Source organism: Acidimangrovimonas pyrenivorans, from assembly GCF_042643245.1.
GTDB lineage: Bacteria > Pseudomonadota > Alphaproteobacteria > Rhodobacterales > Rhodobacteraceae > Acidimangrovimonas > Acidimangrovimonas pyrenivorans.
This window is the reverse complement of record NZ_JBHRSK010000007.1, coordinates 170,647-193,223: the sequence shown is the minus strand read 5'-3', so window position 1 is coordinate 193,223 and position 22,577 is coordinate 170,647. Positions and strand designations below refer to the sequence as shown.

Annotated in this window: 21 protein-coding genes; all 21 read left to right on the top strand. The window is 70.5% G+C overall.

The genetic code is table 11. The annotated features are described in order from the left end of the window. Window positions 1–90 precede the first annotated feature (90 nt). The 21 genes from ACFOES_RS11265 (at window position 91) to ftsZ (ending at window position 22,571) form a co-directional block, all read left to right on the top strand. On the top strand, window positions 91–615 hold the full coding sequence (locus ACFOES_RS11265) for a division/cell wall cluster transcriptional repressor MraZ (protein ID WP_377833370.1): 525 nt from the start codon (window positions 91–93) through the stop codon (window positions 613–615). After that, window positions 615–1,628 carry a 16S rRNA (cytosine(1402)-N(4))-methyltransferase RsmH gene (rsmH, locus tag ACFOES_RS11260; RefSeq protein ID WP_377833559.1) on the top strand — a complete coding sequence of 338 codons (1,014 nt, stop codon included), beginning with the start codon at window positions 615–617 and terminating at the stop codon, window positions 1,626–1,628. The genes ACFOES_RS11265 and rsmH overlap by 1 nt, the downstream gene beginning before the upstream one ends. After that, window positions 1,628–1,978, top strand: coding sequence for a cell division protein FtsL (ftsL, locus tag ACFOES_RS11255; protein ID WP_377833369.1), 351 nt, complete (start codon window positions 1,628–1,630; stop codon window positions 1,976–1,978). The genes rsmH and ftsL overlap by 1 nt, the downstream gene beginning before the upstream one ends. Then, entirely contained in the window at window positions 1,975–3,759 is a 1,785-nt protein-coding gene (locus ACFOES_RS11250; protein WP_377833368.1) for a peptidoglycan D,D-transpeptidase FtsI family protein, read from the top strand. Before ftsL ends, ACFOES_RS11250 begins: the two co-directional genes overlap by 4 nt. A 25-nt stretch (window positions 3,760–3,784) precedes the next feature. Next, on the top strand, window positions 3,785–5,263 hold the full coding sequence (locus ACFOES_RS11245) for a UDP-N-acetylmuramoyl-L-alanyl-D-glutamate--2,6-diaminopimelate ligase (protein WP_377833367.1): 1,479 nt from the start codon (window positions 3,785–3,787) through the stop codon (window positions 5,261–5,263). Further along, entirely contained in the window at window positions 5,260–6,708 is a 1,449-nt protein-coding gene (locus tag ACFOES_RS11240) for a UDP-N-acetylmuramoyl-tripeptide--D-alanyl-D-alanine ligase (protein WP_377833366.1), read from the top strand. Before ACFOES_RS11245 ends, ACFOES_RS11240 begins: the two co-directional genes overlap by 4 nt. Before the next feature lie 2 nt (window positions 6,709–6,710). Then, window positions 6,711–7,793 (top strand): phospho-N-acetylmuramoyl-pentapeptide-transferase, encoded by a 1,083-nt coding sequence (gene mraY, locus ACFOES_RS11235; RefSeq protein WP_377833365.1) that lies wholly within the window; start codon window positions 6,711–6,713, stop codon window positions 7,791–7,793. A gap of 77 nt (window positions 7,794–7,870) precedes the next feature. Then, window positions 7,871–8,431: an AAA family ATPase gene (locus tag ACFOES_RS11230; RefSeq protein ID WP_377833364.1), complete on the top strand. Its 561-nt coding sequence runs from the start codon at window positions 7,871–7,873 to the stop codon at window positions 8,429–8,431. A gap of 156 nt (window positions 8,432–8,587) precedes the next feature. After that, the gene (gene murD, locus ACFOES_RS11225) at window positions 8,588–9,991 is read left to right on the top strand and encodes a UDP-N-acetylmuramoyl-L-alanine--D-glutamate ligase (protein ID WP_377833363.1); all 1,404 of its coding nucleotides are present in this window, start codon (window positions 8,588–8,590) and stop codon (window positions 9,989–9,991) included. Further along, complete coding sequence (locus ACFOES_RS11220; RefSeq protein WP_377833362.1) at window positions 9,984–10,604, top strand: class I SAM-dependent methyltransferase; 621 nt, start codon at window positions 9,984–9,986, stop codon at window positions 10,602–10,604. The genes murD and ACFOES_RS11220 overlap by 8 nt, the downstream gene beginning before the upstream one ends. Window positions 10,605–10,657: 53 nt before the next feature. After that, a complete protein-coding gene (locus tag ACFOES_RS11215) occupies window positions 10,658–11,122 on the top strand; it encodes a GFA family protein (protein ID WP_377833361.1) in 465 nt (154 codons plus the stop codon). Between the two features lie 234 nt (window positions 11,123–11,356). Then, window positions 11,357–12,526, top strand: a complete 1,170-nt coding sequence (gene ftsW / locus ACFOES_RS11210) for a putative lipid II flippase FtsW (protein ID WP_377833360.1) — start codon at window positions 11,357–11,359, stop codon at window positions 12,524–12,526. Next, complete coding sequence (locus ACFOES_RS11205; RefSeq protein WP_377833359.1) at window positions 12,523–13,635, top strand: UDP-N-acetylglucosamine--N-acetylmuramyl-(pentapeptide) pyrophosphoryl-undecaprenol N-acetylglucosamine transferase; 1,113 nt, start codon at window positions 12,523–12,525, stop codon at window positions 13,633–13,635. The genes ftsW and ACFOES_RS11205 overlap by 4 nt, the downstream gene beginning before the upstream one ends. Beyond that, entirely contained in the window at window positions 13,632–15,038 is a 1,407-nt protein-coding gene (gene murC / locus ACFOES_RS11200; protein WP_377833358.1) for a UDP-N-acetylmuramate--L-alanine ligase, read from the top strand. Before ACFOES_RS11205 ends, murC begins: the two co-directional genes overlap by 4 nt. A 4-nt stretch (window positions 15,039–15,042) precedes the next feature. Next, window positions 15,043–16,230, top strand: a complete 1,188-nt coding sequence (locus ACFOES_RS11195) for an APC family permease (RefSeq protein ID WP_377833357.1) — start codon at window positions 15,043–15,045, stop codon at window positions 16,228–16,230. Beyond that, window positions 16,227–16,499, top strand: a complete 273-nt coding sequence (locus ACFOES_RS11190; protein ID WP_377833356.1) for a DUF2484 family protein — start codon at window positions 16,227–16,229, stop codon at window positions 16,497–16,499. Before ACFOES_RS11195 ends, ACFOES_RS11190 begins: the two co-directional genes overlap by 4 nt. A gap of 50 nt (window positions 16,500–16,549) precedes the next feature. Continuing rightward, window positions 16,550–17,503, top strand: coding sequence for a UDP-N-acetylmuramate dehydrogenase (murB, locus tag ACFOES_RS11185; protein WP_377833355.1), 954 nt, complete (start codon window positions 16,550–16,552; stop codon window positions 17,501–17,503). Between the two features lie 154 nt (window positions 17,504–17,657). Next, entirely contained in the window at window positions 17,658–18,536 is an 879-nt protein-coding gene (locus ACFOES_RS11180) for a D-alanine--D-alanine ligase (RefSeq protein WP_377833354.1), read from the top strand. Continuing rightward, window positions 18,524–19,429: a cell division protein FtsQ/DivIB gene (locus tag ACFOES_RS11175; protein ID WP_377833353.1), complete on the top strand. Its 906-nt coding sequence runs from the start codon at window positions 18,524–18,526 to the stop codon at window positions 19,427–19,429. The genes ACFOES_RS11180 and ACFOES_RS11175 overlap by 13 nt, the downstream gene beginning before the upstream one ends. Further along, a complete protein-coding gene (gene ftsA / locus ACFOES_RS11170) occupies window positions 19,426–20,760 on the top strand; it encodes a cell division protein FtsA (RefSeq protein WP_377833352.1) in 1,335 nt (444 codons plus the stop codon). The genes ACFOES_RS11175 and ftsA overlap by 4 nt, the downstream gene beginning before the upstream one ends. 203 nt (window positions 20,761–20,963) lie before the next feature. Continuing rightward, complete coding sequence (ftsZ, locus tag ACFOES_RS11165) at window positions 20,964–22,571, top strand: cell division protein FtsZ (protein ID WP_377833351.1); 1,608 nt, start codon at window positions 20,964–20,966, stop codon at window positions 22,569–22,571. Window positions 22,572–22,577: the final 6 nt, after the last annotated feature.

Sequence of the window (22,577 nt, the reverse complement as noted above, 5' to 3'; positions counted from 1 at the left end):
CCAGAGATGGGACGAGGGCGGCGGATCGGGCAGTGGCAGCAGCCCGACCGCCGTTTTCCGTTCCGGACCCGGGAAACGGGACAGGCAGTGGTGAAGGAGCGCGATCAGGTGGCGCGCAAGTTCGTAGGCAGTTTCGAGCAGAAGGTGGACGGCAAGGGCCGTGTTTCCATCCCGGCCTCGTTTCGCCGCGTCATCGAAAGCTCCGACCCGAACTGGACCGAAGGCCTGCGCCCGACCCTCAACATCGCCTACGGCGAAGAAGGCCGGCCCTATCTCGAGGGTTACTCGGTCGACGGCCTGGCCGAGATGCATGACAAGATCGACCGCATGACCCCCGGCTCGCCCGCGCGCGAGGTGATGGAGGATCTGTATTATTCCTGCGTCCAGGAATTCAGCGTCGACGACGACGGCCGCATCGTGCTGAGCCAGTCGCTGCGCGACCGGATCGGGCTCGACAAGGAGGCGCTGTTCGTCGCCAAGGGCACCCGCTTCGAGATCTGGGATCCCGAGACCCATCGCGAGATGCGCGCCAGCAAGACCCGTGACTTCCTGCAAAGCCAGGGTGCCGACTTCAATCCCCACGCCCTGCTGGCGGCCGAGACGAGGGATTCGTGATGGCGGCGGCGGGCCCCGACACCGCGCCCCATGTCCCTGTCCTGCTGCGTCCGCTTCTGGCCGCCGTGGCGCCGGTGGCGGGCGTCTGGCTCGACGGCACCTTTGGCGCCGGCGGCTATTCCAAGGGGCTGCTGGAGGCCGGGGCCGACAAGGTGATCGGCATCGACCGCGATCCGCTGGCGCTGGAAATGGCGGCGGAATGGATGGGAGACTACGGCGACCGGCTGAAACTGGTGCAGGGAACGTTCTCGCAACTCGACCTGCTGGCGGGCGAGCCGCTCGACGGCGTCGTGCTCGATCTCGGCGTGTCGTCGATGCAGCTCGACCAGGCCGAGCGCGGCTTTTCCTTCCTGCGCGACGGGCCGCTCGACATGCGGATGAGCCAGCAGGGCGAAAGCGCCGCCGACCTGGTCAATTCCGCCTCCGAGGCCCTGCTGGCCGACATCCTCTATCACTACGGCGAAGAGCGCGCCTCGCGCCGGATCGCCCGCGCCATCGTCGCCGCCCGGGCCGAGGCGCCGATCACGACCACGCTGCAACTGGCCGGGATCGTCGAGAAATGCCTGCCGCGGGCGAAGCCGGGCCAGAGCCACCCGGCGACCCGCAGCTTCCAGGCGCTGCGGATCGCGGTGAACGCGGAATTCGACGAGCTGATCGACGGGCTAGAGGCCGCCGAACGGGCGCTGAAGCCGGGCGGCAGGCTGGCCGTCGTCACCTTCCATTCGCTCGAGGACCGGGTGGTCAAACGTTTCTTCCAGCAGCGCGCCGCCAAGGTGCGCCACGTCAACCGCTATGCCCGCGACGCGGAAGAGACGGGGCCGGAGGCGCCGTTCGAGCTGATCACCCGCAAGGCGATCGGGCCGGACGAGGAGGAACTGGCGACGAACCCGCGCGCCCGCTCGGCCAAGCTGCGGGTCGCGCGCCGCACCGAGATGCCGGCCGGACCCTCCGATCGCGGCAACCTCGGCCTGCCGACCGTCGACAAATCCACCGAAAAGGGGAGACGCCGCTGATGCGCAGCCTGATCTACGTGGTGACGGCGCTGGCCGTGATGGGGCTGGTCTTCTGGGCCTATCGCGAGAACTACGCCACCCAGAAGGCGCTCAAGGACGTCACGCATCTGCAGCGCGAGATCGCGCATCTGAAGGAATCGCTGGGCATGCAGCGCGCCGAATGGGCCTATCTCAACCGGCCCGAGCGGCTGCGCGAACTGGCGCTGCTGAACTTCGACAAGCTCAAGCTGCTGCCGATGCAGCCCGAGCAGTTCGGCGATGTCGACCAGATCGCCTATCCCGACACCGCGATGGCGCCGATCACCGACCCGGTCAAGACCTCGGGCACGCTGGAGGCGAAGACGCAATGACCCGCACGCCGCTCCGCCCGCTCGCCCGCATCCTCGAGGCCCGCAGCAAGGGCGAGAACCCCGACGCCATCGAGCGCGAGAATATCCGCCTGCGCCACGAGCAGATGCGCGACAAGGCCCGCAGCCGGGCCGAGGGGCGCCTGTTGGTCATGGGCTTCTTCTTCGTCGCCGCCTTCACCGCGATCGGGTTGCGGATGAGCACCCTGTCGGCCAGCGTGCCGGCCGAGCCGCGGGCCTCGGACACGGCCGGGGCGCAGATCGTCAACCAGCGCGCCGACATCGTCGACCGCAACGGCCATATCCTGGCCACCAACCTGGCGACCTATGCCCTTTACGCCCAGCCGCAGCAGATGATCGACCCGGTGCGCGTCGCCCATGCGCTCAAGCGTATCTTCCCCGACCTCGACGAGGCGCGGATGCAGCGCCAGTTCACCGGCAAGCGCACCTTCGTCTGGATCAAGCGCCAGCTCTCGCCCGAGCAGATGCAGGCGGTGCACGATATCGGCTCGCCCGGGCTGCTGTTCGGCCCGCGCGAGATGCGGCTCTATCCCAACGGCCGGCTGGCCTCGCATATCCTCGGCGGCGCCCGTTTCGGCCGCGAGGGGGTGGACGCGGCCGAGGTCGTCGGCGTCGCCGGGATCGAGAAGGTCTACGACAAGTGGCTGCGCGACCCGGCCAACGGCGGCAAGCCGCTGCAACTGTCGCTCGACCTCTCCGTCGAGGCGGCGACGCGCGAGGTGCTGCAGGCCGGCATGGACATGCTGCATGCCAAGGGCGCGGCGGCGGTGCTGATGAATGCCCATACCGGCGAGATCGTCTCGATGGTCTCGCTGCCCGATTTCGATCCCAACCACCGCCCGGCGCCCAAGCCGACGCAGCATCCCGGCGACAGCCCGCTGTTCAACCGCGCCGTCCAGGGCGTCTACGAGCTCGGCTCGACCTTCAAGCTCTTCGCCGTGGCCCAGGCGCTCGATCTCGGGCTGATCACGCCCGACACCATGCTCGATACCAAGGGGCCGCTGGTCTGGGGCAAGTTCCGGATCCACGATTTCCACAATTACGGTGCCAAGCTGTCGGCGACCGACGTGATCGTCGAAAGCTCGAATATCGGCGCGGCGCGGATGGCGATGATGATCGGCGCGGACAAGCAGCGGGAATTCCTCGACCAGCTCGGGCTGCTCGAGCCGACCCCGGTGCAACTGGTCGAGGCCGAGGGCGCCCGGCCGCTGCTGCCGAAGAAATGGTCCGAGCTGTCGACGATGACGATCGCCTATGGCCACGGCTTGTCGGTCAGCCCGCTGCACCTCGCCGCCGCCTATGCCTCGGTGCTCAATGGCGGCATCCGGGTCTACCCGACCCTGCTCAAGACTGATCACCCGAAGCTGGGGCCGCGCGTCGTCTCGGAACAGACATCGGCGAAAGTCCGCGCAATCCTGCGCCAGGTCGTGACCCGCGGCACCGCCTCGCTGGGCGACGTCAAGGGCTACGATGTCGGCGGCAAGACCGGGACGGCGGACAAGCCGGACCCGCAGGGCGGCTACTACAATGACAAGGTGATCTCGACTTTTGCCAGCGTTTTCCCGGCCAACGACCCGAAATACGTTCTTGTCGTGACGCTGGACGAGCCGGTCGAGACCACCGGCAAGCATCCCAAGCGCACCGCCGGCTGGACCGCGGTGCCGGTGGCGGCCGAGATCATCCGCCGGACCGCGCCGCTCCTGGGGCTGCGGCCGGCGATTGAGTCTCCTGCCGCAAGTGGGGTAACACTCGCCCGCAACTGAACGGGGACGAACGATGGCGGGACGGATGCCTCCCAGGACACTGGCACAGCTCGGGCTGACCGCCCGGGGTGGGCGCGAGGTGCAGGTCAGCTGCCTCGCCGTCGACAGCCGGCAGGTCTCGCCGGGCTGCCTGTTCGCGGCGCTGCCCGGCAGCAATGCCCACGGCATCGAGTTCCTCGACTACGCGCTCGAGATGGGCGCCGGGGCGGTGCTGACCGATCCCAGGGGCGCGGCGCTGGCCAGGGACGAGATCGAGGCGACCGGCATTCCGGTCGTCGTCACCGAGGACCCGCGCGGCGCGCTGGCGGCGGCGGCGGCCTTGTGGTTCGGGGTCCAGCCCGAGGTGATGGTCGCCGTCACCGGCACCAACGGCAAGACGAGCGTCGCCACCTTCACCCGCCAGATCTGGACCGCGCTGGGCCTGAACGCGATCAATGTCGGCACCACCGGCATCGAGGGCGCCTGGACCGCCCCGCTGGCCCATACCACGCCCGAGCCGATCACCCTGCACCGGGCGCTGGCCCAGGCGGCCAGGGCCGGCGTCACCCATGCGGCGATGGAGGCCTCGTCGCACGGGCTCGACCAGCGCCGGCTCGACGGGGTCCACCTGACCGCCGCGGCCTTTACCAACTTCACCCAGGATCACCTCGACTACCACGACAGCTTCGACGCCTATTTCGCCGCCAAGGCCGGGCTGTTCTCCCGCGTCCTGCCCGAGGAAGGCTGGGCGGTGATCAATACCGACGATCCCAAGGGGATCGAGATGCGCCAGATCGCCCGCTCGCGCGGGCAGAACGTGCTCAATGTCGGCCATGCCGAGGGCTGCGAGCTGCGCCTGCTGGGCCAGCGCTTCGACGCCACCGGCCAGGACCTGCGGCTGAGCTGGGAAGGCGTCGTCCACCAGCTGCGGCTGCCGCTGATCGGCGGCTTCCAGGCCGAGAACGTGCTGGTGGCGGCCGGGCTGGCCATCGCCTCGGGCGAGCCGGCCGAGGCCGTCTTCTCGGTGCTGCCGCAGCTGACCACGGTGCGCGGCCGGATGCAGCATGTCGCGACGCGGGACAACGGCGCGGCGGTCTTCGTCGATTACGCCCACACCCCCGACGCGCTGAAGACCGCGCTGACCGCGCTGCGGCCGCATGTCATGGGCCGGCTGGTCGTCGTCTTCGGCGCCGGCGGCGACCGCGACCGCAGCAAGCGGCCGCTGATGGGCCGGGCGGCGGCGGACCATGCCGACATGGCCATCGTCACCGACGACAACCCGCGCAGCGAGGACCCGGCGGCGATCCGCTCGATGGTGATGGAAGGCTGCCCCGAGGCGATCGAGGTCGGCGACCGGGCCGAGGCGATCCTGCGCGGCATCGACGCGCTGGGGCCGGGCGACGCCCTGCTGATCGCCGGCAAGGGCCACGAGACCGGCCAGGTCGTCGGCGCCGACATCTTCCCCTTCGACGATGCCGAGCAGGCCAGCGTCGCCGTCGCCGCACTGGACGGGAGAGGACTGTGACCGCGCTCTGGACCTCCGCGCAGGCCGTGGCCGCGACCGGCGGCCGGGCGACGGCCGCCTTCGCCGCCACCGGGGTCTCGATCGACACCCGCAGCCTGCAGCCCGGCGATCTGTTCGTCGCGCTCAAGGACTTGCGCGACGGTCACAACTTCGTCGCCCAGGCGCTGGAAAAGGGCGCGGCGGCGGCGCTGGTCGACCGCGTGCCCGAGGGCGTGGCCGAGGACGCGCCGCTTCTGATCGTGCCCGACGTCCTGGCCGCGCTGACCGCGCTGGGCGCGGCGGGGCGGGCCCGCAGCGGCGCCAAGGTGATCGGCATCACCGGTTCGGTCGGCAAGACCTCGACCAAGGAGATGCTGCGCGCGGTGCTGGAAGGGCAGGGCCGGGCCCACGTGGCCGAGGCGAGCTTCAACAACCACTGGGGGGTGCCGCTGACGCTGGCGCGGATGCCGGTGGACAGCGACTATGCCGTGATCGAGATCGGCATGAACCACCCCGGAGAGATCGCGCCGCTGGCCCGGTTGGCGCGGCCGCATGTGGCGCTGATCACCACCGTGGCGGCGGTGCACCTGGAGGCCTTCGAGAATATCGAGGCCATCGCGCATGAAAAGGCGGCGATCCTGGACGGGCTGGAGCCCGGCGGCACCGCGGTGCTGCCCGCCGATCTCGACACCACTCCGATCCTGACCGGCAAGGCCGCGCAGGTCGGGGCGCAGGTGGTCCTGTTCGGCGCCGGTGCGGAGGCCGATTTCCGCCTGCTCGACGTCCAGCTCAAGCGCGACGCGACCATCGTTCGGGCCGAGGCGCGGGCGCTGCCGCTCTTGTTCAAGGTCCGGAGCCCGGGGCGCCATTTCGCCGCCAACGCGCTCGGCGCGCTGGCCGTGGCCCAGGCGCTGGGGCTCGACCTCTCGGTCGCCGCGCTCGATCTCGGCCGCTGGCAGCCGCCGGCGGGGCGGGGCATGCGCGAGGTGATCCCGCTCGACGCGGTGCAGGACGAGATGGCCTTCGAGCTGATCGACGACGCCTTCAACGCCAGCCCGACCTCGATGGCCGCCGCGCTGGAGGTCCTCGGCGCCGCCGAGCCGACCGACGGCATCGGCCGCGTCGCCCGGGGCCGCCGGATCGCGATCCTGGGAGACATGCTGGAGCTGGGCCCGGACGAGATCGCGCTGCACGAGGCGATCGCGAAACATCCGATGATGGAGCGGATCGAGACGGTCCATTGCGTCGGCCCGCGGATGAAGGCGCTGTGGCAGGCGCTGCCGCGGACGCAGCGCGGCGAATGGCACGAGACCGCCCCGGAGCTCGCCGCCCGCGCCCATCATCTGGTCGATGCCGGGGATGTGGTGCTGGTGAAGGGCTCGAAGGGCAGCAAGGTGAGCCTGGTTGTTGACGCGCTGCGCAAATTGGGCCAAGCGGGCGCGGCCCGTAGCCGGAGGACCCCCTAGAGATGCTGTTTTGGCTGAGCGCCCTTTCCGATGGCGGCGACGTCTTCAACCTGTTCCGCTATATCACCTTCCGTGCCGGAGGGGCGTTCTTCACCGCGCTGATCTTCGGCTTCCTGTTCGGCCGGCCGCTGATCAACTTCCTGAAGTTGCGCCAGACCAAGGGCCAGCCGATCCGCGACGACGGCCCGGCCGGCCACCTGGCCAAGGCCGGGACGCCGACGATGGGCGGGGTGCTGATCCTCGGCGGGTTGCTGGTGGCGACGCTGCTCTGGGCCCGGCTCGATGACGCCTATGTCTGGCTGGTGCTGTTCGTCACCATGGGCTTCGGGCTGATCGGCTTCGCCGACGACTGGAAGAAGGTGACCAAGAACAATACCGCCGGGGTGCCGGGCCGGATCCGCTTTGGCATCGGGCTCGTCATCGCGGCCGTGGCCGGCTACGCCGCGATGGCGCTTCAGCCCGCGCCGCTGGGCGGCCAGCTGGCCTTCCCGGTGTTCAAGACCGCGCTGATCGACATGGGGCTGTTCTACATCCCCTTCGCCATGATCGTCATCGTCGGCTCGGCCAATGCCGTCAACCTGACCGACGGGCTCGACGGGCTGGCGATCATGCCGGTGATGATCGCGGCCGGAACCCTGGGCGTCATCGCCTACGCGGTCGGCAACGCGAACTTCTCGGAATATCTCGACCTGCATTACGTCCCCGGCACCGGCGAATTGCTGGTCTTCGCCGCCGGGCTGATCGGTGCCGGGCTGGGCTTCCTGTGGTACAACGCGCCGCCGGCGGCGGTGTTCATGGGCGATACCGGCTCGCTGGCACTGGGCGGCGCGCTGGGCGCGATCGCGGTGGCGACCAAGCACGAGATCGTGCTGGCCATCGTCGGCGGGCTGTTCGTGGTCGAGGCGCTCAGCGTCATCATCCAGGTGCTCTATTTCAAGCGCACCGGCCGGCGAGTCTTCCTGATGGCGCCGATCCACCACCATTTCGAGAAGAAGGGCTGGGCCGAGCCGCAGATCGTCATCCGGTTCTGGATCATCTCGCTGATCCTGGCGCTGATCGGACTGGCGACGCTGAAGGTGCGCTGAGCGCCGGGGGCTTCGCGCGCCCGGCCCCCCGCAAGACATCTGCACTCGGAAGAAATCGGCACGCAGGAGGTCCGGCGATGGCCCGACGCTTCTTCATCCTTTCCGGCTGCTCGGGCGGCGGCAAGTCGACCCTGCTGGCCGAGCTTGCCCGTCGCGGCTATGCCACGGTGGCCGAGCCGGGCCGCCGCATCGTGCAGGAAGAACGCGCCGCCGGCGGCGACGGTCTGCCCTGGGTGAACCCCGTGCGCTTCCTCAGCCTCTGCCTCGCCCGCGCCATCGCCGATTGCCGCGCCGCCGAGGCCGCGCCGGGCCCGGTGATCTTCGATCGTTCCGCCATCGACGCGCTGGCGGCGATGGACCGCGCCGGGTTGTCCCCGCCTGCCGATTTCGCTGCCCAGGCCGCCGCACTGCCCTATGCGCCGCTCACCTTCCTCGCTCCGCCCTGGCCCGAGCTTTACGCCGAGGATGCCGAGCGCCGCCACGGCCTCGCCGCCGCCCGCGCCGAATACGACGACCTCGCCCGGGTCTTCCCCGCACGCGGCCACCGCACCCTGGTGCTGCCGAAGACCTCTGTCGCGCACCGCGCCGGGCTGATCGCCGCCGCGGTGCGATCCGATCCGGCTTCCCCTTTCACCTGAGCGCAAATATCCTCGGGGGTGAATTCGCGCCCGCGGCGCGAAGAGGGGGCAGACGGCCCCCTGCGCGCGCGAGGCGCGCGCCTCCGTCGCCGCTGCCGGCTTGCACCCACCCGCGGCCTCGGGGCAATCTCCGCCGGCAATCAACAGGGGGTGCGGATGATTCCGGTGCGCGGGTTCGAGGGCCACAAGGTGGCGGTGCTGGGGCTGGGCCGGTCGGGGCTGGCCGCGGCGCGGGCGCTGGCCGCCGGCGGGGCCGAACCGCTGGTCTGGGACGACAGTCCCGAGGCGCGTGACAGGGCCGAGGCGGCGGGCTTCGCCCCCTTCGTGCCGACCCGCGCCCGCCCCTTCGAGGGCGTCGCCGCGCTGATCGTCAGCCCCGGCATCCCGCATCTCTACCCGAGGCCGAACCCGATCGTCGCCCGCGCCCTGGCCGAGGGCATCCCGGTCGACAACGATATCGGGCTGTTCTTCCGCTCCTGGGCGACGCCGGACTGGGACAATTTCGACGCCGCGCCCAGGGTGATCGCGGTCACCGGCTCGAACGGCAAGTCGACGACGACGGCGCTGATCCACCACATCCTCGAGGTCGCCGGCAAACCGGTGCAGATGGCCGGCAATATCGGCCGCGGCGTGCTCGATCTCGAGCCGGCCGGCGACGGCGATGTCGTCGTGCTGGAACTGTCGAGCTACCAGACCGAGCTGGCCCGGGCGCTGACCCCGGACATCGCCGTCTTCACCAATCTCTCGCCCGACCACCTCGACCGTCACGGCGGCATCGGCGGCTATTTCGCCGCCAAGCGCCGGCTCTTCGCCGAGGGCGGGCCGGACCGGGCGGTGATCGGCGTCGACGAGACCGAGGGCCGGTTCCTCGCCAACCAGATCGGTGCCGGGCCGGGCGACGACCGGGTGATCCGGGTCTCCTCGGGGCAGAAGCTGGACGGGCCGGGCTGGTCGGTCTTCGCCCGCAAGGGCTTCCTGGCCGAATGGCGCAAGGGCCGGCAGGTGGCCTCGATCGACCTGCGCGAGATCGCCGGCCTGCCCGGTGCCCACAACCACCAGAACGCCTGCGCCGCCTATGCCGCCGTGCGCCCGCTGGGGCTGGCGCCGAAGCTGATCGAACAGGCGCTGCACAGCTTCGCCGGCCTGCCGCATCGCAGCCAGCTGGTGCGCGAGCGGAACGGGGTGCGCTACGTCAACGACTCCAAGGCGACCAATGTCGACAGCGCGGCCAAGGCGCTGCAGGCCTTCCCGCGCATCCGCTGGATCGCCGGCGGCCTGGGCAAGGACGGCGGCATCGCCGACCTGGCGCCCTACCTGGGCTCGGTTGCCAAGGCCTACCTCATCGGCCATTCGGCACGCGACTTCGCGCTGCAGATCGGCGACACCCCGCACGAGATCTGCGAGACCATGGCGCAAGCGGTCGAGCGGGCGGCGGCCGAGGCCGAGCCGGGCGAGACCGTGCTGCTGGCCCCGGCGGCGGCGAGCTTCGACCAGTACCCGAATTTCGAGAAGCGCGGCGAGGATTTCACCGCGCTGGTGCAGGCCTTGCCGGATGGCTGAGCGGGGCGGCGATCCCGGGCCGGGCGACATTCCGGCCACCTATGGCCGCCAGGCGAAGAGCTGGGACGCCGGTCGCAGCCGGGCGCTGTTCGAGCGCCGCTGGCTCGACCGGATGAGCGAGGGTTTCGGCCCCGGCGCGACCATTCTCGACCTCGGCTGCGGCGGCGGCGAGCCGATCGCGGACTACCTGCTCGGCCGGGACTTCGCCCTGACGGGCGTCGATATCGCGCCCGAGATGCTGGAGCTGGCGCGGCGGCGCTTCCCGCGGGCGGAATGGATCGAGGCCGACATGCGCGGGCTGGCGCTGGGGCGCCGCTTCGACGCGGTGCTGGCCTGGAACAGCTTCTTCCACCTCGACCCGGCGGCGCAGCGGGCGATGTTCGCCGTCTTCTCCGCCCTTCTGGCGCCGGGCGGGCGGCTGCTGTTCACCACCGGCCCGGCGGCGGGGATCGCCATCGGCCGGGTGGGAGACGAGCAGGTCTATCATTCCAGCCTGTCGCCGGCGCAATACGCCGCCCTGATCGAGGCCAACGGCATGGCGGTGCGGGCCTTTGTCGCCCAGGACCCGGACTGTGCCGGCCATTCGGTCTGGCTCGCCCGGCGGGCGGCTTGACCGGGCAGGGGCGGCCGGGCAGGCTGGCTTGCAGATCCCGAGGGAGGCGCGCGATGATCGGACATTGCACCTGCGGCCATGTCAAGTACCGGCTCAAGGGCCGGCCGCTCTTCACCCATTGCTGCCATTGCACCTGGTGCCAGCGCGAGACCGGCTCGGCCTTCGCCCTCAACGCCCTGATCGAGAGCGACCGGATCGAGCTGATCACCGGCCGGCCCGAGAGGATCGAGACGCCTTCGGCCAGCGGCAAGGGCCAGACCATCGCCCGCTGCCCCTATTGCCATGTCGCACTGTGGAGCCATTATGCCGGCGGCGGCGCGGCGCTGGCCTTCGTCCGCGTCGGGACGCTGGGCGATCCGGCCGAATGCCCGCCCGACATCCACATCTTCACCTCGACCAAGCTGCCCTGGGTGATCCTGCCCGGCAACGTGCCGGCGGTGCCGGAATACTACCGCCGGTCCGAGATGTGGCCGGCGGCAAGCCTGGAGCGCTGGGCGGCGCTGAAGGCGAAGGGGTAGGGGGGAGCCTGGTCGTTGCGTTCCGCCCGCTGTGCCGCGATCGATCCCTGGCAAGCGACTGGACCGACGGCGGCGGGATGATCTGCAAGCGCAACGTCTGCAAGCGCAACGTCTGCGAGCGCCGCCGCTGCCGTCTCACCGCAATGTTCTCTGGCCTTGACAGGCCCCTTCGGCTACACTTTCGCCATCAGACCCGGCAAACGGGCGGATCGAGGCAGAGACGGCGGTATTCCGATGACGGAAATGGTCTATGGCACCATGCCCATCCGGGCAGGTGAACCGGTACTTCCCCGGTGGTGGCGCACGGTCGACAAGTGGACCATGACCTGCGTGTTCATCCTCTATGGCATCGGGCTGTTGCTGGGCCTCGCCGCCTCGGTGCCGCTGGCCACCCGCAACGGGCTGCCGCCCTTCCACTATGTCGACCGCCAGGCCGTGTTCGGCGCCGTCTCGCTGGTGGTGATGATGCTGACCTCGATGCTGAACCCGAACATGGTGCGGCGGATGGGCGTGGTCGGCTTCCTTGCCGCCTTCGTCGCGCTGGCGTTGCTGCCCGCCTTCGGCAGCGATTTCGGCAAGGGCGCGGTGCGCTGGTTCTCCTTCGGCTTCGCCACCGTGCAGCCGTCGGAATTCCTCAAGCCCGGCTTCGTCATCCTGACCGCCTGGCTGATGGCGGCGAGCCAGGAGATCAATGGCCCGCCGGGCAAGTCGGTCTCCTTCGCCATCACCATCGTCGTCGTCGCCTTCCTGGCGATGCAGCCCGATTTCGGCCAGTCGGCACTGATCCTGTTCAGCTGGGGCGTGATGTATTTCGTCGCCGGCGCGCCGATCCTGCTGCTGATGACCGTCTGCGTCATGGTCGCGACCGGCGGCATGGCCGCCTATACCTACTCGGACCACTTCGCCAAGCGGATCGACGGCTTCCTGGCCTCCGACGTCGATCCCCGGACCCAGATCGGCTATGCCACCCACGCCATCCAGGAGGGCGGCTTCTTCGGCGTCGGCGTCGGCGAGGGCCAGGTGAAATGGTCGCTGCCCGACGCCCATACCGATTTCATCATCGCCGTCGCGGCCGAGGAATACGGCCTGATCCTGGTGCTGGTCATCCTCGCGCTCTACGCCACCATCGTGGTGCGTTCGCTGGTGCGGCTGATGCGCGAGCGCGATCCCTTCATCCGCCTCGCCGGCACCGGGCTGGCCTGCATCTTCGGCATCCAGGCGGTGGTCAACATGGGCGTCGCGGTGCGGCTGCTGCCGGCCAAGGGGATGACATTGCCCTTCGTCAGCTATGGCGGTTCGTCGATCATCGCCGCCGGCATCACCATGGGCATGCTGCTGGCCTTCACCCGGACCCGGCCGCAGGGCGAGATCGGCGACATCTTCGGCCGGCGCGGGCGCGGATGAGCCGGCGGCGGGATAGCAAGCCGCTGCTGGTGATCGCGGCCGGCGGCACCGGCGGGCACATGTTCCCCGCCCAGGCACTGGCCGAGGCGATGGTGCGGCGCGGCTGGCAGGTGCGGCTGTCGACCGATGCCCGCGGCGCCCGCTACACCGGCGGCTTTCCCCACGTGGTCGAGGTCCGGCAGGTCGCCTCGGCCACCTTCGCCCGCGGCGGGGCGCTGGCCAAGCTGCTGGTGCCGTTCCGCATCGCCGGCGGCGTGCTGGCGGCGGCGGCGGCGATGCTGCGCGAGCGGCCGGCGGCGGTGGTCGGCTTCGGCGGCTACCCGACGATCCCGGCGCTGGCGGCGGCGACACTGCTGCGCGTGCCGCGCATGATCCACGAGCAGAACGGCGTGCTGGGCCGGGTCAACGCGCTGTTCGCCAAGCATGTCGACGCCATCGCCTGCGGCACCTGGCCGACCAGGCTGCCCGACGGCGTCAAGGGCACGCCGACCGGCAACCCGGTGCGGGCGGCGGTGCTGGCCCGGGCCGGGGCGGCCTATATCCCGCCCGGCGACTACCCGATGAGCCTGGTCGTCATCGGCGGCAGCCAGGGGGCGCGGATCCTGTCCGATGTCGTCCCCGCCGCCGTGGCGATGCTGCCCGAGGCGATCCGCGCCAACCTGCGCGTCGCCCACCAGGCGCGGGCCGAGGATGTCGAACGCGTCACCGAGTCCTACGCGCAGGCCGGGATCCGGGCCGAGGTGCAGCCGTTCTTCAACGACATCCCCAGCCGGCTGTCCGAGGCGCAGCTGGTGATCAGCCGCTCCGGCGCCTCCTCGGTCGCCGATATCTCGATCATCGGCCGGCCGGCGATCCTGATCCCCCTGGCGACGGCGACCGGAGATCACCAGACCGCCAATGCCCGTGGGCTGGTCGCGGCGGAAGGGGCGATCATGATCCCGGAATCCGCGCTTGAACCCGGCGCGCTTTCAGAGCAGATAGCCACGGTTCTGGGCCAGCCCGAGGCGGCCGAACACATGGTGCGCGGGGCGCTGGGCTACGCGCGGCCCGACGCGACGGAAAAGCTGGTCGACATGGTCGAGGGGCTGGCGGAGAAGGCAAGAGCATGAATGCGGCAACCAAACTGCCCGGTGAGCTGGGCGCGATCCATTTCGTCGGCATCGGCGGCATCGGCATGTCCGGCATCGCCGAGGTGCTGCTGACCTTCGGCTACCGGGTCCAGGGCTCGGACCTCAAGGCCTCGAAGATCACCGAGCGGCTGGAAAGCCTCGGCGCCACCGTCTTCATCGGCCAGAAGGCCGAGAACGTCGCGGAGGCCGAGGTCGTGGTGATCTCGTCGGCGATCAAGCCGGGCAATCCCGAGCTGGAAGAGGCGCGGCGGCGCAAGCTGCCGGTGGTGCGCCGGGCCGAGATGCTGGCCGAGCTGATGCGGCTGAAATCCAACATCGCCGTCGCCGGCACCCATGGCAAGACGACGACGACGACGCTGGTGGCGACGCTGCTCGACAAGGGCGGCTTCGACCCGACGGTGATCAACGGCGGCATCATCCATGCCTATGGCTCGAACGCCCGGGCGGGCGAGGGCGAGTGGATGGTGGTCGAGGCCGACGAGAGCGACGGCAGCTTCAACCGCCTGCCGGCAACCATCGCCATCGTCACCAATATCGACCCCGAGCACATGGAGCACTGGCATAGCTTCGACGCGCTGCGCCAGGGCTTCACCGATTTCGTCTCGAACATCCCGTTCTACGGCCTCGCCGTCTGCTGCACCGACCATCCCGAGGTCCAGGCGCTGGTCGGCCGGGTCACCGACCGCCGCGTCGTCACCTTCGGCTTCAACGCCCAGGCCGATGTCCGTGCCATCAACCTGCGCTACGAGAACGGCACCGCCCATTTCGACATCGCCCTGAACGGCGAGGAAGAGGGCAGCATGATCGAGGGCTGCACCCTGCCGATGCCGGGCGACCACAACGTCTCGAACGCGCTCGCCGCCGTCGCCGTCGCCCGCCACCTCGGCATGAAGAAGGACGAAATCCGCGACGCGCTGGCCCATTTCGCCGGCGTCAACCGGCGCTTCACCAAGGTCGGCGAGGTGAACGGCGTCACCATCATCGACGATTACGGCCACCATCCGGTCGAGATCGCGGCGGTGCTCAAGGCGGCGCGGCAGGCGACCAAGGGCCGGGTGATCGCGGTTCACCAGCCGCATCGCTACAGCCGGCTGCACAGCCTGTTCGACGATTTCTGCACCTGTTTCAACGAGGCCGACGTCGTCGCCATCGCCGAGGTCTACCCGGCCGGCGAGGACCCGATCCCGGGCGCGACCCGCGACGACCTGGTCGCCGGCCTCATCGCCCATGGCCACCGCCATGCCCGCGCCATCCTGTCGGAAGACGATCTGGTCCGGCTGGTGAGGGAGCAGGCACGGCCGGGCGACATGGTGGTCTGCCTCGGCGCCGGGACGATCTCGGCTTGGGCCAACGCCCTGCCGGGGCATCTGAAGGAGGGCTGAGGCGATGGCCGGGGAGCTGAAGCGACGGCTCGGTCCCGGCCTGCTGACGGCCTATGGCGTCGGCGTCATGGTCGGCGCCGGGATCTACGTGCTGGTCGGGGCCGTCGTCGGCCAGGCCGGGGTCTGGGCACCGCTCTCCTTCGTCCTTGCCGGGCTGGTGGCGATGCCCACCGCGCTGACCTATGCCGAACTGACGACGCGGGTGCCCGAGGCGGCGGGCGAGGCGGCCTATGTCGAGCTCGGCCTCGGCGCGCATCGGCTGGCGGTCCTGATCGGGCTGGCGATCATCGTCGCCGGCACCGTCTCGGCCGCCGCCGTGCTGCGCGGCGGGGTCGGCTACCTGACGGCGCTGATCGACCTGCCCTCCGACTGGGCCATCGTCGGGCTGGGGGCGCTGCTGACATTGATCGCCATGGTCGGGGTGCTGGAAAGCCTGACCGTCGCCGCCGTGCTGACCGCGATCGAGGTCGCCGGCCTGGCGATGGTGATCTGGGCCGGCTTCCACGCCGCGCCGGTGGCCGACTGGCAGGCGCCGCCGCCGCCGCAATGGGTCGGCGTCGCCGGGGCGGCCGGGCTGGCCTTCTTCGCCTTCATCGGCTTCGAGGACCTCGCCAACATGGCCGAGGAGGCCAAGGCGCCCGAGCGCACCATGCCGCGCGCCATCCTCGCCGCCCTGACCATCACCGCGCTGCTTTACGCGCTGGTCAGCCTGGCGGCGGTGCGGGCGGTGCCGGTCGAGGCGCTGGCCGGCAGCACGCGGCCGTTGGCGCTGGTCTGGCAGCATGGCACCGGCGGCAACGCGGCGTTCCTGTCCGCCATCGCCGTCTTCGCCGCCCTCAACGGCATCCTGGCCCAGATCGTGATGGCGGCGCGGGTGCTGTTCGGGCTCGGCCGCCGGACCCGCTGGCTGAGCGTCTTTCACAACGCCGACAAGCGTTTCGGCACGCCCGTCCTGGCGACGCTGCTGCTCGGGGCGGGGGTGGTGATCGCGGCGCTGAAACTCGAGGTGCAGGCGCTGGCCGAGGTCACCTCGGCGGTGCTGCTGGGGGTCTTCGCGGTGGTGAACACGGCGCTGATCGGCTTCAAACGTCAAAGCGATGTGGCGCCGTTCCGGGTGCCGCTCTGGGTGCCCGTGCTCGGGCTGGTCGCGGCGCTGGCGGCACTCGCAGGGATCATGGGAGGCGTGATATGAGCTTGGCGATACTGCTGAAGGACCCGATCGTCTGGGGCCTGGTCTGGGTGATCGCCGCCGCAGGCATCTCGGCCCTGCCGCGGGTCTGGCACTGGCGCGGCGCCGTGCTGCTGATCCTGACCTGCATCCCGCTGCTGGGCGCGATCACCTACCTGCACGGCCCCGTGCCCGGCCTGATCGGCCTTGCCGTTGTTGCCTCGGTGCTGCGCTGGCCGCTCTACTATCTCGGCCGCAAGGTCTGGAGCCGCGTCGGCGGCGACCGGGCGTGAGCTGCAGCCGGGGCTTGCAGCCTGCCGGCCGGCGCTCTAGCTACGCCCCCATGACCGACACGCTCCCCTCCGTCCGCGGCATCCTGACGCCGAACCGGCCGCTGGCCGAGCTGACCTGGCTGCGGGTCGGCGGGCCGGCCGACTGGCTGTTCCAGCCCGCCGATCTCGACGACCTGCGCGCCTTCCTGCGCGACCTGCCGGCCGGTATCCCGGTCTTCCCGATCGGCGTCGGCTCGAACCTGATCGTCCGCGACGGCGGTATCCGGGCGGTGGTGATCCGGCTCGGCCGCGGCTTCAACGGGATCGAGATCGAGGGCACCACCGTCACCGCCGGCGCCGCGATGCTGGACGCCCATGTCGCCCGCAAGGCGGCGCAGGCCGGGGTCGACCTGACCTTCCTGCGCACCATACCCGGCGCCATCGGCGGCGCGGTGCGGATGAATGCCGGCTGCTACGGCAGCTATGTCGCCGACCACTGCATCGGGGTCACCTGCGTCACCCGCGCGGGCGAGCTGGTCGAGCGCAGCCCGGCGGAGATGAATTTCCGCTACCGCCAGAGCGACCTGCCCGAGGGCTGGGTCATCGTCTCGGCCACCTTCGAGGGCGCGGCGGGCGATCCCGAGGCGCTGGCGGCGAAGATGGACGAGCAGCTGGCGAAACGCGATGCCAGCCAGCCGACGAAGGAGCGCACCGCCGGCTCGACCTTCCGCAACCCGGCCGGGTTCTCCTCGACCGGGCGCGCCGATGACAGCCACGCGCTCAAGGCCTGGAAGCTGATCGACGAGGCCGGCCTGCGCGGCGCCCGCCGGGGCGGGGCGCAGATGGCCGAGAAACACTCGAACTTCATGCTCAATACCGGCGGCGCCACCGCGGCCGATCTGGAAGGTTTGGGCGAGGAGGTCCGAAAAAAGGTTTTTCAAGCCTCGGGTCTGTTGCTAGAGTGGGAAATCATGCGCATCGGCGAACCGGCGCCGGGGACCGCCCCGGAAAAGACCGAAGACTGAGCACGGAAGACCCCGACGCCGAAACGACAAAACCCCGGCGCGGGTGAGCAGGACGGTCCGGCAGCGGGCCGGAAAACGAAAAGGGCCGCGAACGGTCCGTGAGGCACAGGTGGCAGGCATGTCGAGCAGGGCAGCCTCCAGAGTCGCAGTCGTGATGGGCGGCCTTTCCGCGGAGCGGGAGGTGTCGCTGTCGACCGGGCGCGAATGCGCCGCGGCGCTGCGGGAGGCGGGATACGAGGTGGTCGAACTGGACGCGGGGGCCGACCTGGCCGCGCGGCTGGTCGAGATCGCGCCCGACGTCGTCTTCAACGCCTTGCACGGCCGCTGGGGCGAGGACGGCTGCGTCCAGGGCCTGCTGGAATGGCTGCGCCTGCCCTATACCCATTCGGGCGTGCTGGCCTCGGCCCTGGCGATGGACAAGAGCCGTTCGAAAGACACCTTCCGCGCCGCCGGCCTGCCGGTGGTCGAGAGCGTCATCGCCGCCGCCGCCGAGGTCCGCCAGCGCCACGTCATGGCGCCGCCCTACGTGGTCAAGCCGAATAACGAGGGCTCCTCGGTCGGCGTCTACCTGGTGCAGGAGGCGGCGAACGCGCCGCCGCAGCTGTCCGACGAGATGCCCGAGCAGGTGATGGTCGAGACCTACGCGCCGGGGCGCGAACTGACCACGACCGTGATGGGCGACCGGGCGCTGACCGTCACCGACATCCTGACGACGGGCTGGTACGATTACGACGCCAAGTACAAGCCCGGCGGTTCGCGCCACGTCCTGCCGGCCGAGCTGCCGCAGGAGATCTTCGACGCCTGCCTCGACTATGCCCTGCGGGCGCACCGGGCGCTGGGCTGCCGCGGGCTCAGCCGCACCGATTTCCGCTGGGACGAGAGCCGCGGCCGCGACGGGCTGATCCTGCTCGAGACCAACACCCAGCCGGGGATGACGCCGACCTCGCTGAGCCCGGAGCAGGCGGCCCATGTCGGCATTTCCTTTCCCGAGCTGTGCCGCTGGATGGTGGAGGACGCCTCATGCAATCGCTGATCGGCCGTCGCTTCCGTCCCGAGCCGCAGCCGCCGCGCCGCGACCCGGCGCCCAGCCGCTGGGCCTACCGGTTCCAGCGGCTGTGGCTGACGCCGCTGTTTCGCTCGCTGCTGCGCACCGGCCTGCCGGCCTTCACCGTCGTGCTGCTGGCCGGGCTCTATTTCGGCAATGCCGAACGCCGGGCGGTCGTCGTCAACGCCGTCGCCGAGCTGCGCCAGCAGATCGAGTCGCGCCCCGAATTCATGGTCACCATGCTGCAGATCGACGGCGCCTCGCCGCCGCTGGCCAAGGCGATCCGGCAGGCGCTGGCGCTGAAGCTGCCGCAAAGCTCGTTCGATCTGAATCTCGAAGCCCTGCGGCGCAAGGCCGAGCAGCTCGACGCGGTGGCCTCGACCGAGGTCCAGGTCAAGGGCGGCGGGGTGCTTCAGGTCACGGTCCATGCCCGCCAGGGGGCGGTGGTCTGGCGCAGCCGCAAGGGTCTGGAAATGCTCGACGCCACCGGCCACCGGGTCGCGGCCCTGACCACGCGCGCGGCGCGGGCCGACCTGCCGCTGATCGCGGGGGAGGCGGCGGAGAAGGCGGTGCCCGAGGCGCTGAAGCTGATCGCCGCCGCCGGCCCGATCCGACCCCGCATCCGTGGCCTCGTCCGCATGGGGGCGCGGCGCTGGGACGTGGTGCTGGACCGCGGCCAGCGCATCCTGCTGCCCGAAGCCCGCCCGGTGCGGGCGCTCGAGCGGGTGATCGCCCTCGACCAGGCCCAGGACCTTCTCTCGCGCGACATCGTCGCGGTCGACATGCGCAACGAACAGCGCCCGACGCTGCGGCTGACGCCGCAAGCGGTGGCCGCCCTGCGCAAGATGCGTGAAACCCAGGCAGGAGCCCTCAGCCAATGACGGATCTGTACCAGTCCCAGCGGACCATGCGGCACATGCGACGCGCCGCCATGCAACGTGGTGTGATTGCCATTCTCGATGTCGGCACCTCCAAGATCGCCTGCCTGATCCTGCGCTTCGACGGGCCCGAGACCTTCCGCGACAGCGACGGCGTCGGGCCGATGGCCGGGCAATCGTCCTTCCGCGTCATCGGCGCGGCGACGACGCGCTCGCGCGGGGTCCGCTTCGGCGAGATCGACGCCATGCACGAGACCGAGCGCGCGATCCGCACCGCGGTGCAGGCGGCGCAGAAGATGGCCAATGTCCGGGTCGACCACGTCATCGCCAGCTTCTCGGGCGCGCGGCCGCGCTCCTACGGGCTGGCCGGCGAATGGGAGCTGCAGGACGGCGAGGTGAGCGAGCACGACATCGCCCGGGTGCTGGCCGCCTGCGACATGCCCGATATCGGCCAGGGCCGCGAGGTGCTGCACGCCCAGCCGGTGAACTTCGCCATCGACCACCGCTCGGGCCTGGGCGATCCGCGCGGCCAGATCGGCAACCGGCTGGCCTGCGACATGCACCTGCTGTCGGTCGACACCACGGCGATCCAGAACCTGCTGGCGGCGATCAAGCGCTGCGATCTCGAGGTCGCGGGGCTGGCCTCCTCGGCCTATGTCTCGGGCGTCTCGAGCCTGGTCGAGGACGAGCAGGAGCTGGGCGCGGCCTGCATCGACCTCGGCGGCGGCGCGACCGGGCTGTCGATCTTCATCAAGAAGCACATGATCTATGCCGACAGCGTCCGGCTGGGCGGCGATCACGTCACCTCGGATATCGCGAAGGGGCTGCAGGTGCCGATGGCGGTGGCCGAGCGGATCAAGACCCGCCATGGCGGCGTCGTCGCCACCGGCATGGACGACCGCGAGATGATCGAGATCGGCGCCGATAGCGGCGACTGGGACAAGGACCGCCGCCAGGTCAGCCGGGCCGAACTGATCGGCATCATCCGGCCGCGGGTCGAGGAGATCCTCGAAGAGGTGCGGGCGCGGCTCGACGCCGCCGGCTTCGAGCACCTGCCGAGCCAGCAGATCGTGCTGACCGGCGGGGCGAGTCAGATCCCCGGGCTCGATGGCCTGGCGGCGCGAATCCTCGGCCAGCGGGTGCGGCTGGGACGGCCGCTGCGGGTCCAGGGCCTGCCCCAGGCGGCGACCGGCGCGGCCTTCGCCAGCGCCGTCGGCCTGTGCCTCTTCGCCGCCCACCCGCAGGACGAATGGTGGGATTTCGACATCCCGTCAGAGCGTTACCCGGCGCGGTCGCTGAAACGTGCGTTGAAATGGTTCAAGGATAACTGGTAGCCGCAAGATCATGACGTATTGGCAAAATCCCGCCGGCCCAGGCATGAGACCACCCATATTTTGTGGGGAAATGGCGTTTTTTTAGTGACCTCGGCGGTCTCTGTGGATAGAATCGGCGCTAACCCGGGATACAGGCCGCTTCGGGGACAAGCGACCGGAAAGCACGGCGGGCGGACAAGGCGCAAAGGCAGGCGGATAAAACGATGACATTGAATCTGACGATGAACGACGAAACTGAATTGAAGCCGCGGATCACGGTTTTCGGTGTCGGCGGCGCCGGCGGCAATGCCGTCAACAACATGATCGAGAAGCAGCTCCAGGGCGTCGAGTTCGTCGTCGCCAACACCGACGCGCAGGCCCTGCAGCAAAGCAACGCCACCGCGCGCATCCAGATGGGCGTCAAGGCGACCGAGGGGCTGGGCGCGGGCGCCCGTCCGGCGGTCGGGGCCGCGGCCGCCGAGGAGACGATCGAGGAGATCGTCGATCACCTGGCCGGCGCGCATATGTGCTTCATCACCGCCGGCATGGGCGGCGGCACCGGCACCGGCGCCGCGCCGATCATCGCCCAGGCCGCGCGCGAGCTGGGGGTGCTGACCGTCGGCGTTGTCACCAAGCCGTTCCAGTTCGAAGGCGCCAAGCGCATGCGCCAGGCCGAAGAGGGCGTCGAGAACCTGCAGAAGGTCGTCGACACCCTGATCATCATCCCGAACCAGAACCTGTTCCGCCTCGCCAACGAGAAGACCACCTTCACCGAGGCCTTCGCGATGGCCGACGACGTCCTCTACCAGGGCGTCAAGGGCGTCACCGACCTGATGGTCCGGCCCGGCCTGATCAACCTCGATTTCGCCGACGTCCGTGCGGTGATGGACGAGATGGGCAAGGCGATGATGGGCACCGGCGAGGCGACCGGAGAGAACCGCGCCGTCGACGCCGCCGAGAAGGCGATCGCCAACCCGCTGCTCGACGAGATCAGCCTCAACGGCGCCAAGGGCGTGCTGATCAACATCACCGGCGGCTACGACCTGACCCTGTTCGAGCTCGACGAGGCCGCGAACATCATCCGCGAGAAGGTCGATCCCGACGCCAACATCATCGTCGGCTCGACCCTGGATACCGACATGGAAGGGGTGCTGCGGGTTTCCGTGGTCGCCACCGGCATCGACGCCACGGCTTCGGGCGAGATGCCGGCGCCGCGCCGCCGCCTGGCCGAGCCGCTGCCGATCGCCGAGGCCCCCGCCGCGGAAGCGCCGGCTGCCGCGGCCCCCGCCCAGCCGGTCGAGCCCGCGGCCAGCGAGCCGACGCTGTTCGAGGGCTTCGAGCCGCAGCCCGAGGCGCCGCAACCGGCGCCGGCACAGGCCGCCGACGACCTGCCGCCGCCGGCCTATCGGCCGCAGCCGGCGCCGCAAGTCGCACCGCAGCCGGCGCCGCAACCGGCCGCCCAGGCACCGCAGCCGCGGGTCGAGGACGACGCGGCCGGCTTCGTCGCGCCGCGCGCGCGCACCCCGGGGACGCCGTCGCCCGAGGCGATGGCCCGCCTGGCCGCCGCGGTCAACCGCAGCGGCTCGCCGCGCCAGGCCGCGCCGCAGCCGGCCGCCGAGCAGCCCAGGCAAGCCGCGCCCGAGAAGCCGCGCTTCGGCATCAACTCGCTGATCAACCGGATGACCGGCCACGGCGCCGAGCCCCAGGCCGACCGCGGCCAGGCCACCGCCCGCAGCCAGCCGCCGGTGACCGCCTATGACGACGAGCAGGAGGCCGATCCCGAACAGGAGCGGATCGAAATCCCGGCTTTCCTGCGTCGCCAGGCGAACTGAGAGCGG

Bases quoted from the DNA above. Each gene is read 5' to 3' on its own strand.
- rsmH (WP_377833559.1), top strand. From the start codon at position 615: ATGGCGGCGGCGGGCCCCGACACCGCGCCCCATGTCCCTGTCCTGCTG.
- ftsL (WP_377833369.1), top strand. From the start codon at position 1,628: ATGCGCAGCCTGATCTACGTGGTGACGGCGCTGGCCGTGATGGGGCTG.
- ACFOES_RS11250 (WP_377833368.1), top strand. From the start codon at position 1,975: ATGACCCGCACGCCGCTCCGCCCGCTCGCCCGCATCCTCGAGGCCCGC.
- ACFOES_RS11245 (WP_377833367.1), top strand. From the start codon at position 3,785: ATGCCTCCCAGGACACTGGCACAGCTCGGGCTGACCGCCCGGGGTGGG.
- mraY (WP_377833365.1), top strand. From the start codon at position 6,711: ATGCTGTTTTGGCTGAGCGCCCTTTCCGATGGCGGCGACGTCTTCAAC.
- ACFOES_RS11230 (WP_377833364.1), top strand. From the start codon at position 7,871: ATGGCCCGACGCTTCTTCATCCTTTCCGGCTGCTCGGGCGGCGGCAAG.
- murD (WP_377833363.1), top strand. From the start codon at position 8,588: ATGATTCCGGTGCGCGGGTTCGAGGGCCACAAGGTGGCGGTGCTGGGG.
- ACFOES_RS11220 (WP_377833362.1), top strand. From the start codon at position 9,984: ATGGCTGAGCGGGGCGGCGATCCCGGGCCGGGCGACATTCCGGCCACC.
- ACFOES_RS11215 (WP_377833361.1), top strand. From the start codon at position 10,658: ATGATCGGACATTGCACCTGCGGCCATGTCAAGTACCGGCTCAAGGGC.
- ftsW (WP_377833360.1), top strand. From the start codon at position 11,357: ATGACGGAAATGGTCTATGGCACCATGCCCATCCGGGCAGGTGAACCG.
- ACFOES_RS11205 (WP_377833359.1), top strand. From the start codon at position 12,523: ATGAGCCGGCGGCGGGATAGCAAGCCGCTGCTGGTGATCGCGGCCGGC.
- murC (WP_377833358.1), top strand. From the start codon at position 13,632: ATGAATGCGGCAACCAAACTGCCCGGTGAGCTGGGCGCGATCCATTTC.
- ACFOES_RS11195 (WP_377833357.1), top strand. From the start codon at position 15,043: ATGGCCGGGGAGCTGAAGCGACGGCTCGGTCCCGGCCTGCTGACGGCC.
- ACFOES_RS11190 (WP_377833356.1), top strand. From the start codon at position 16,227: ATGAGCTTGGCGATACTGCTGAAGGACCCGATCGTCTGGGGCCTGGTC.
- murB (WP_377833355.1), top strand. From the start codon at position 16,550: ATGACCGACACGCTCCCCTCCGTCCGCGGCATCCTGACGCCGAACCGG.
- ACFOES_RS11180 (WP_377833354.1), top strand. From the start codon at position 17,658: ATGGGCGGCCTTTCCGCGGAGCGGGAGGTGTCGCTGTCGACCGGGCGC.
- ACFOES_RS11175 (WP_377833353.1), top strand. From the start codon at position 18,524: ATGCAATCGCTGATCGGCCGTCGCTTCCGTCCCGAGCCGCAGCCGCCG.
- ftsA (WP_377833352.1), top strand. From the start codon at position 19,426: ATGACGGATCTGTACCAGTCCCAGCGGACCATGCGGCACATGCGACGC.
- ftsZ (WP_377833351.1), top strand. From the start codon at position 20,964: ATGACATTGAATCTGACGATGAACGACGAAACTGAATTGAAGCCGCGG.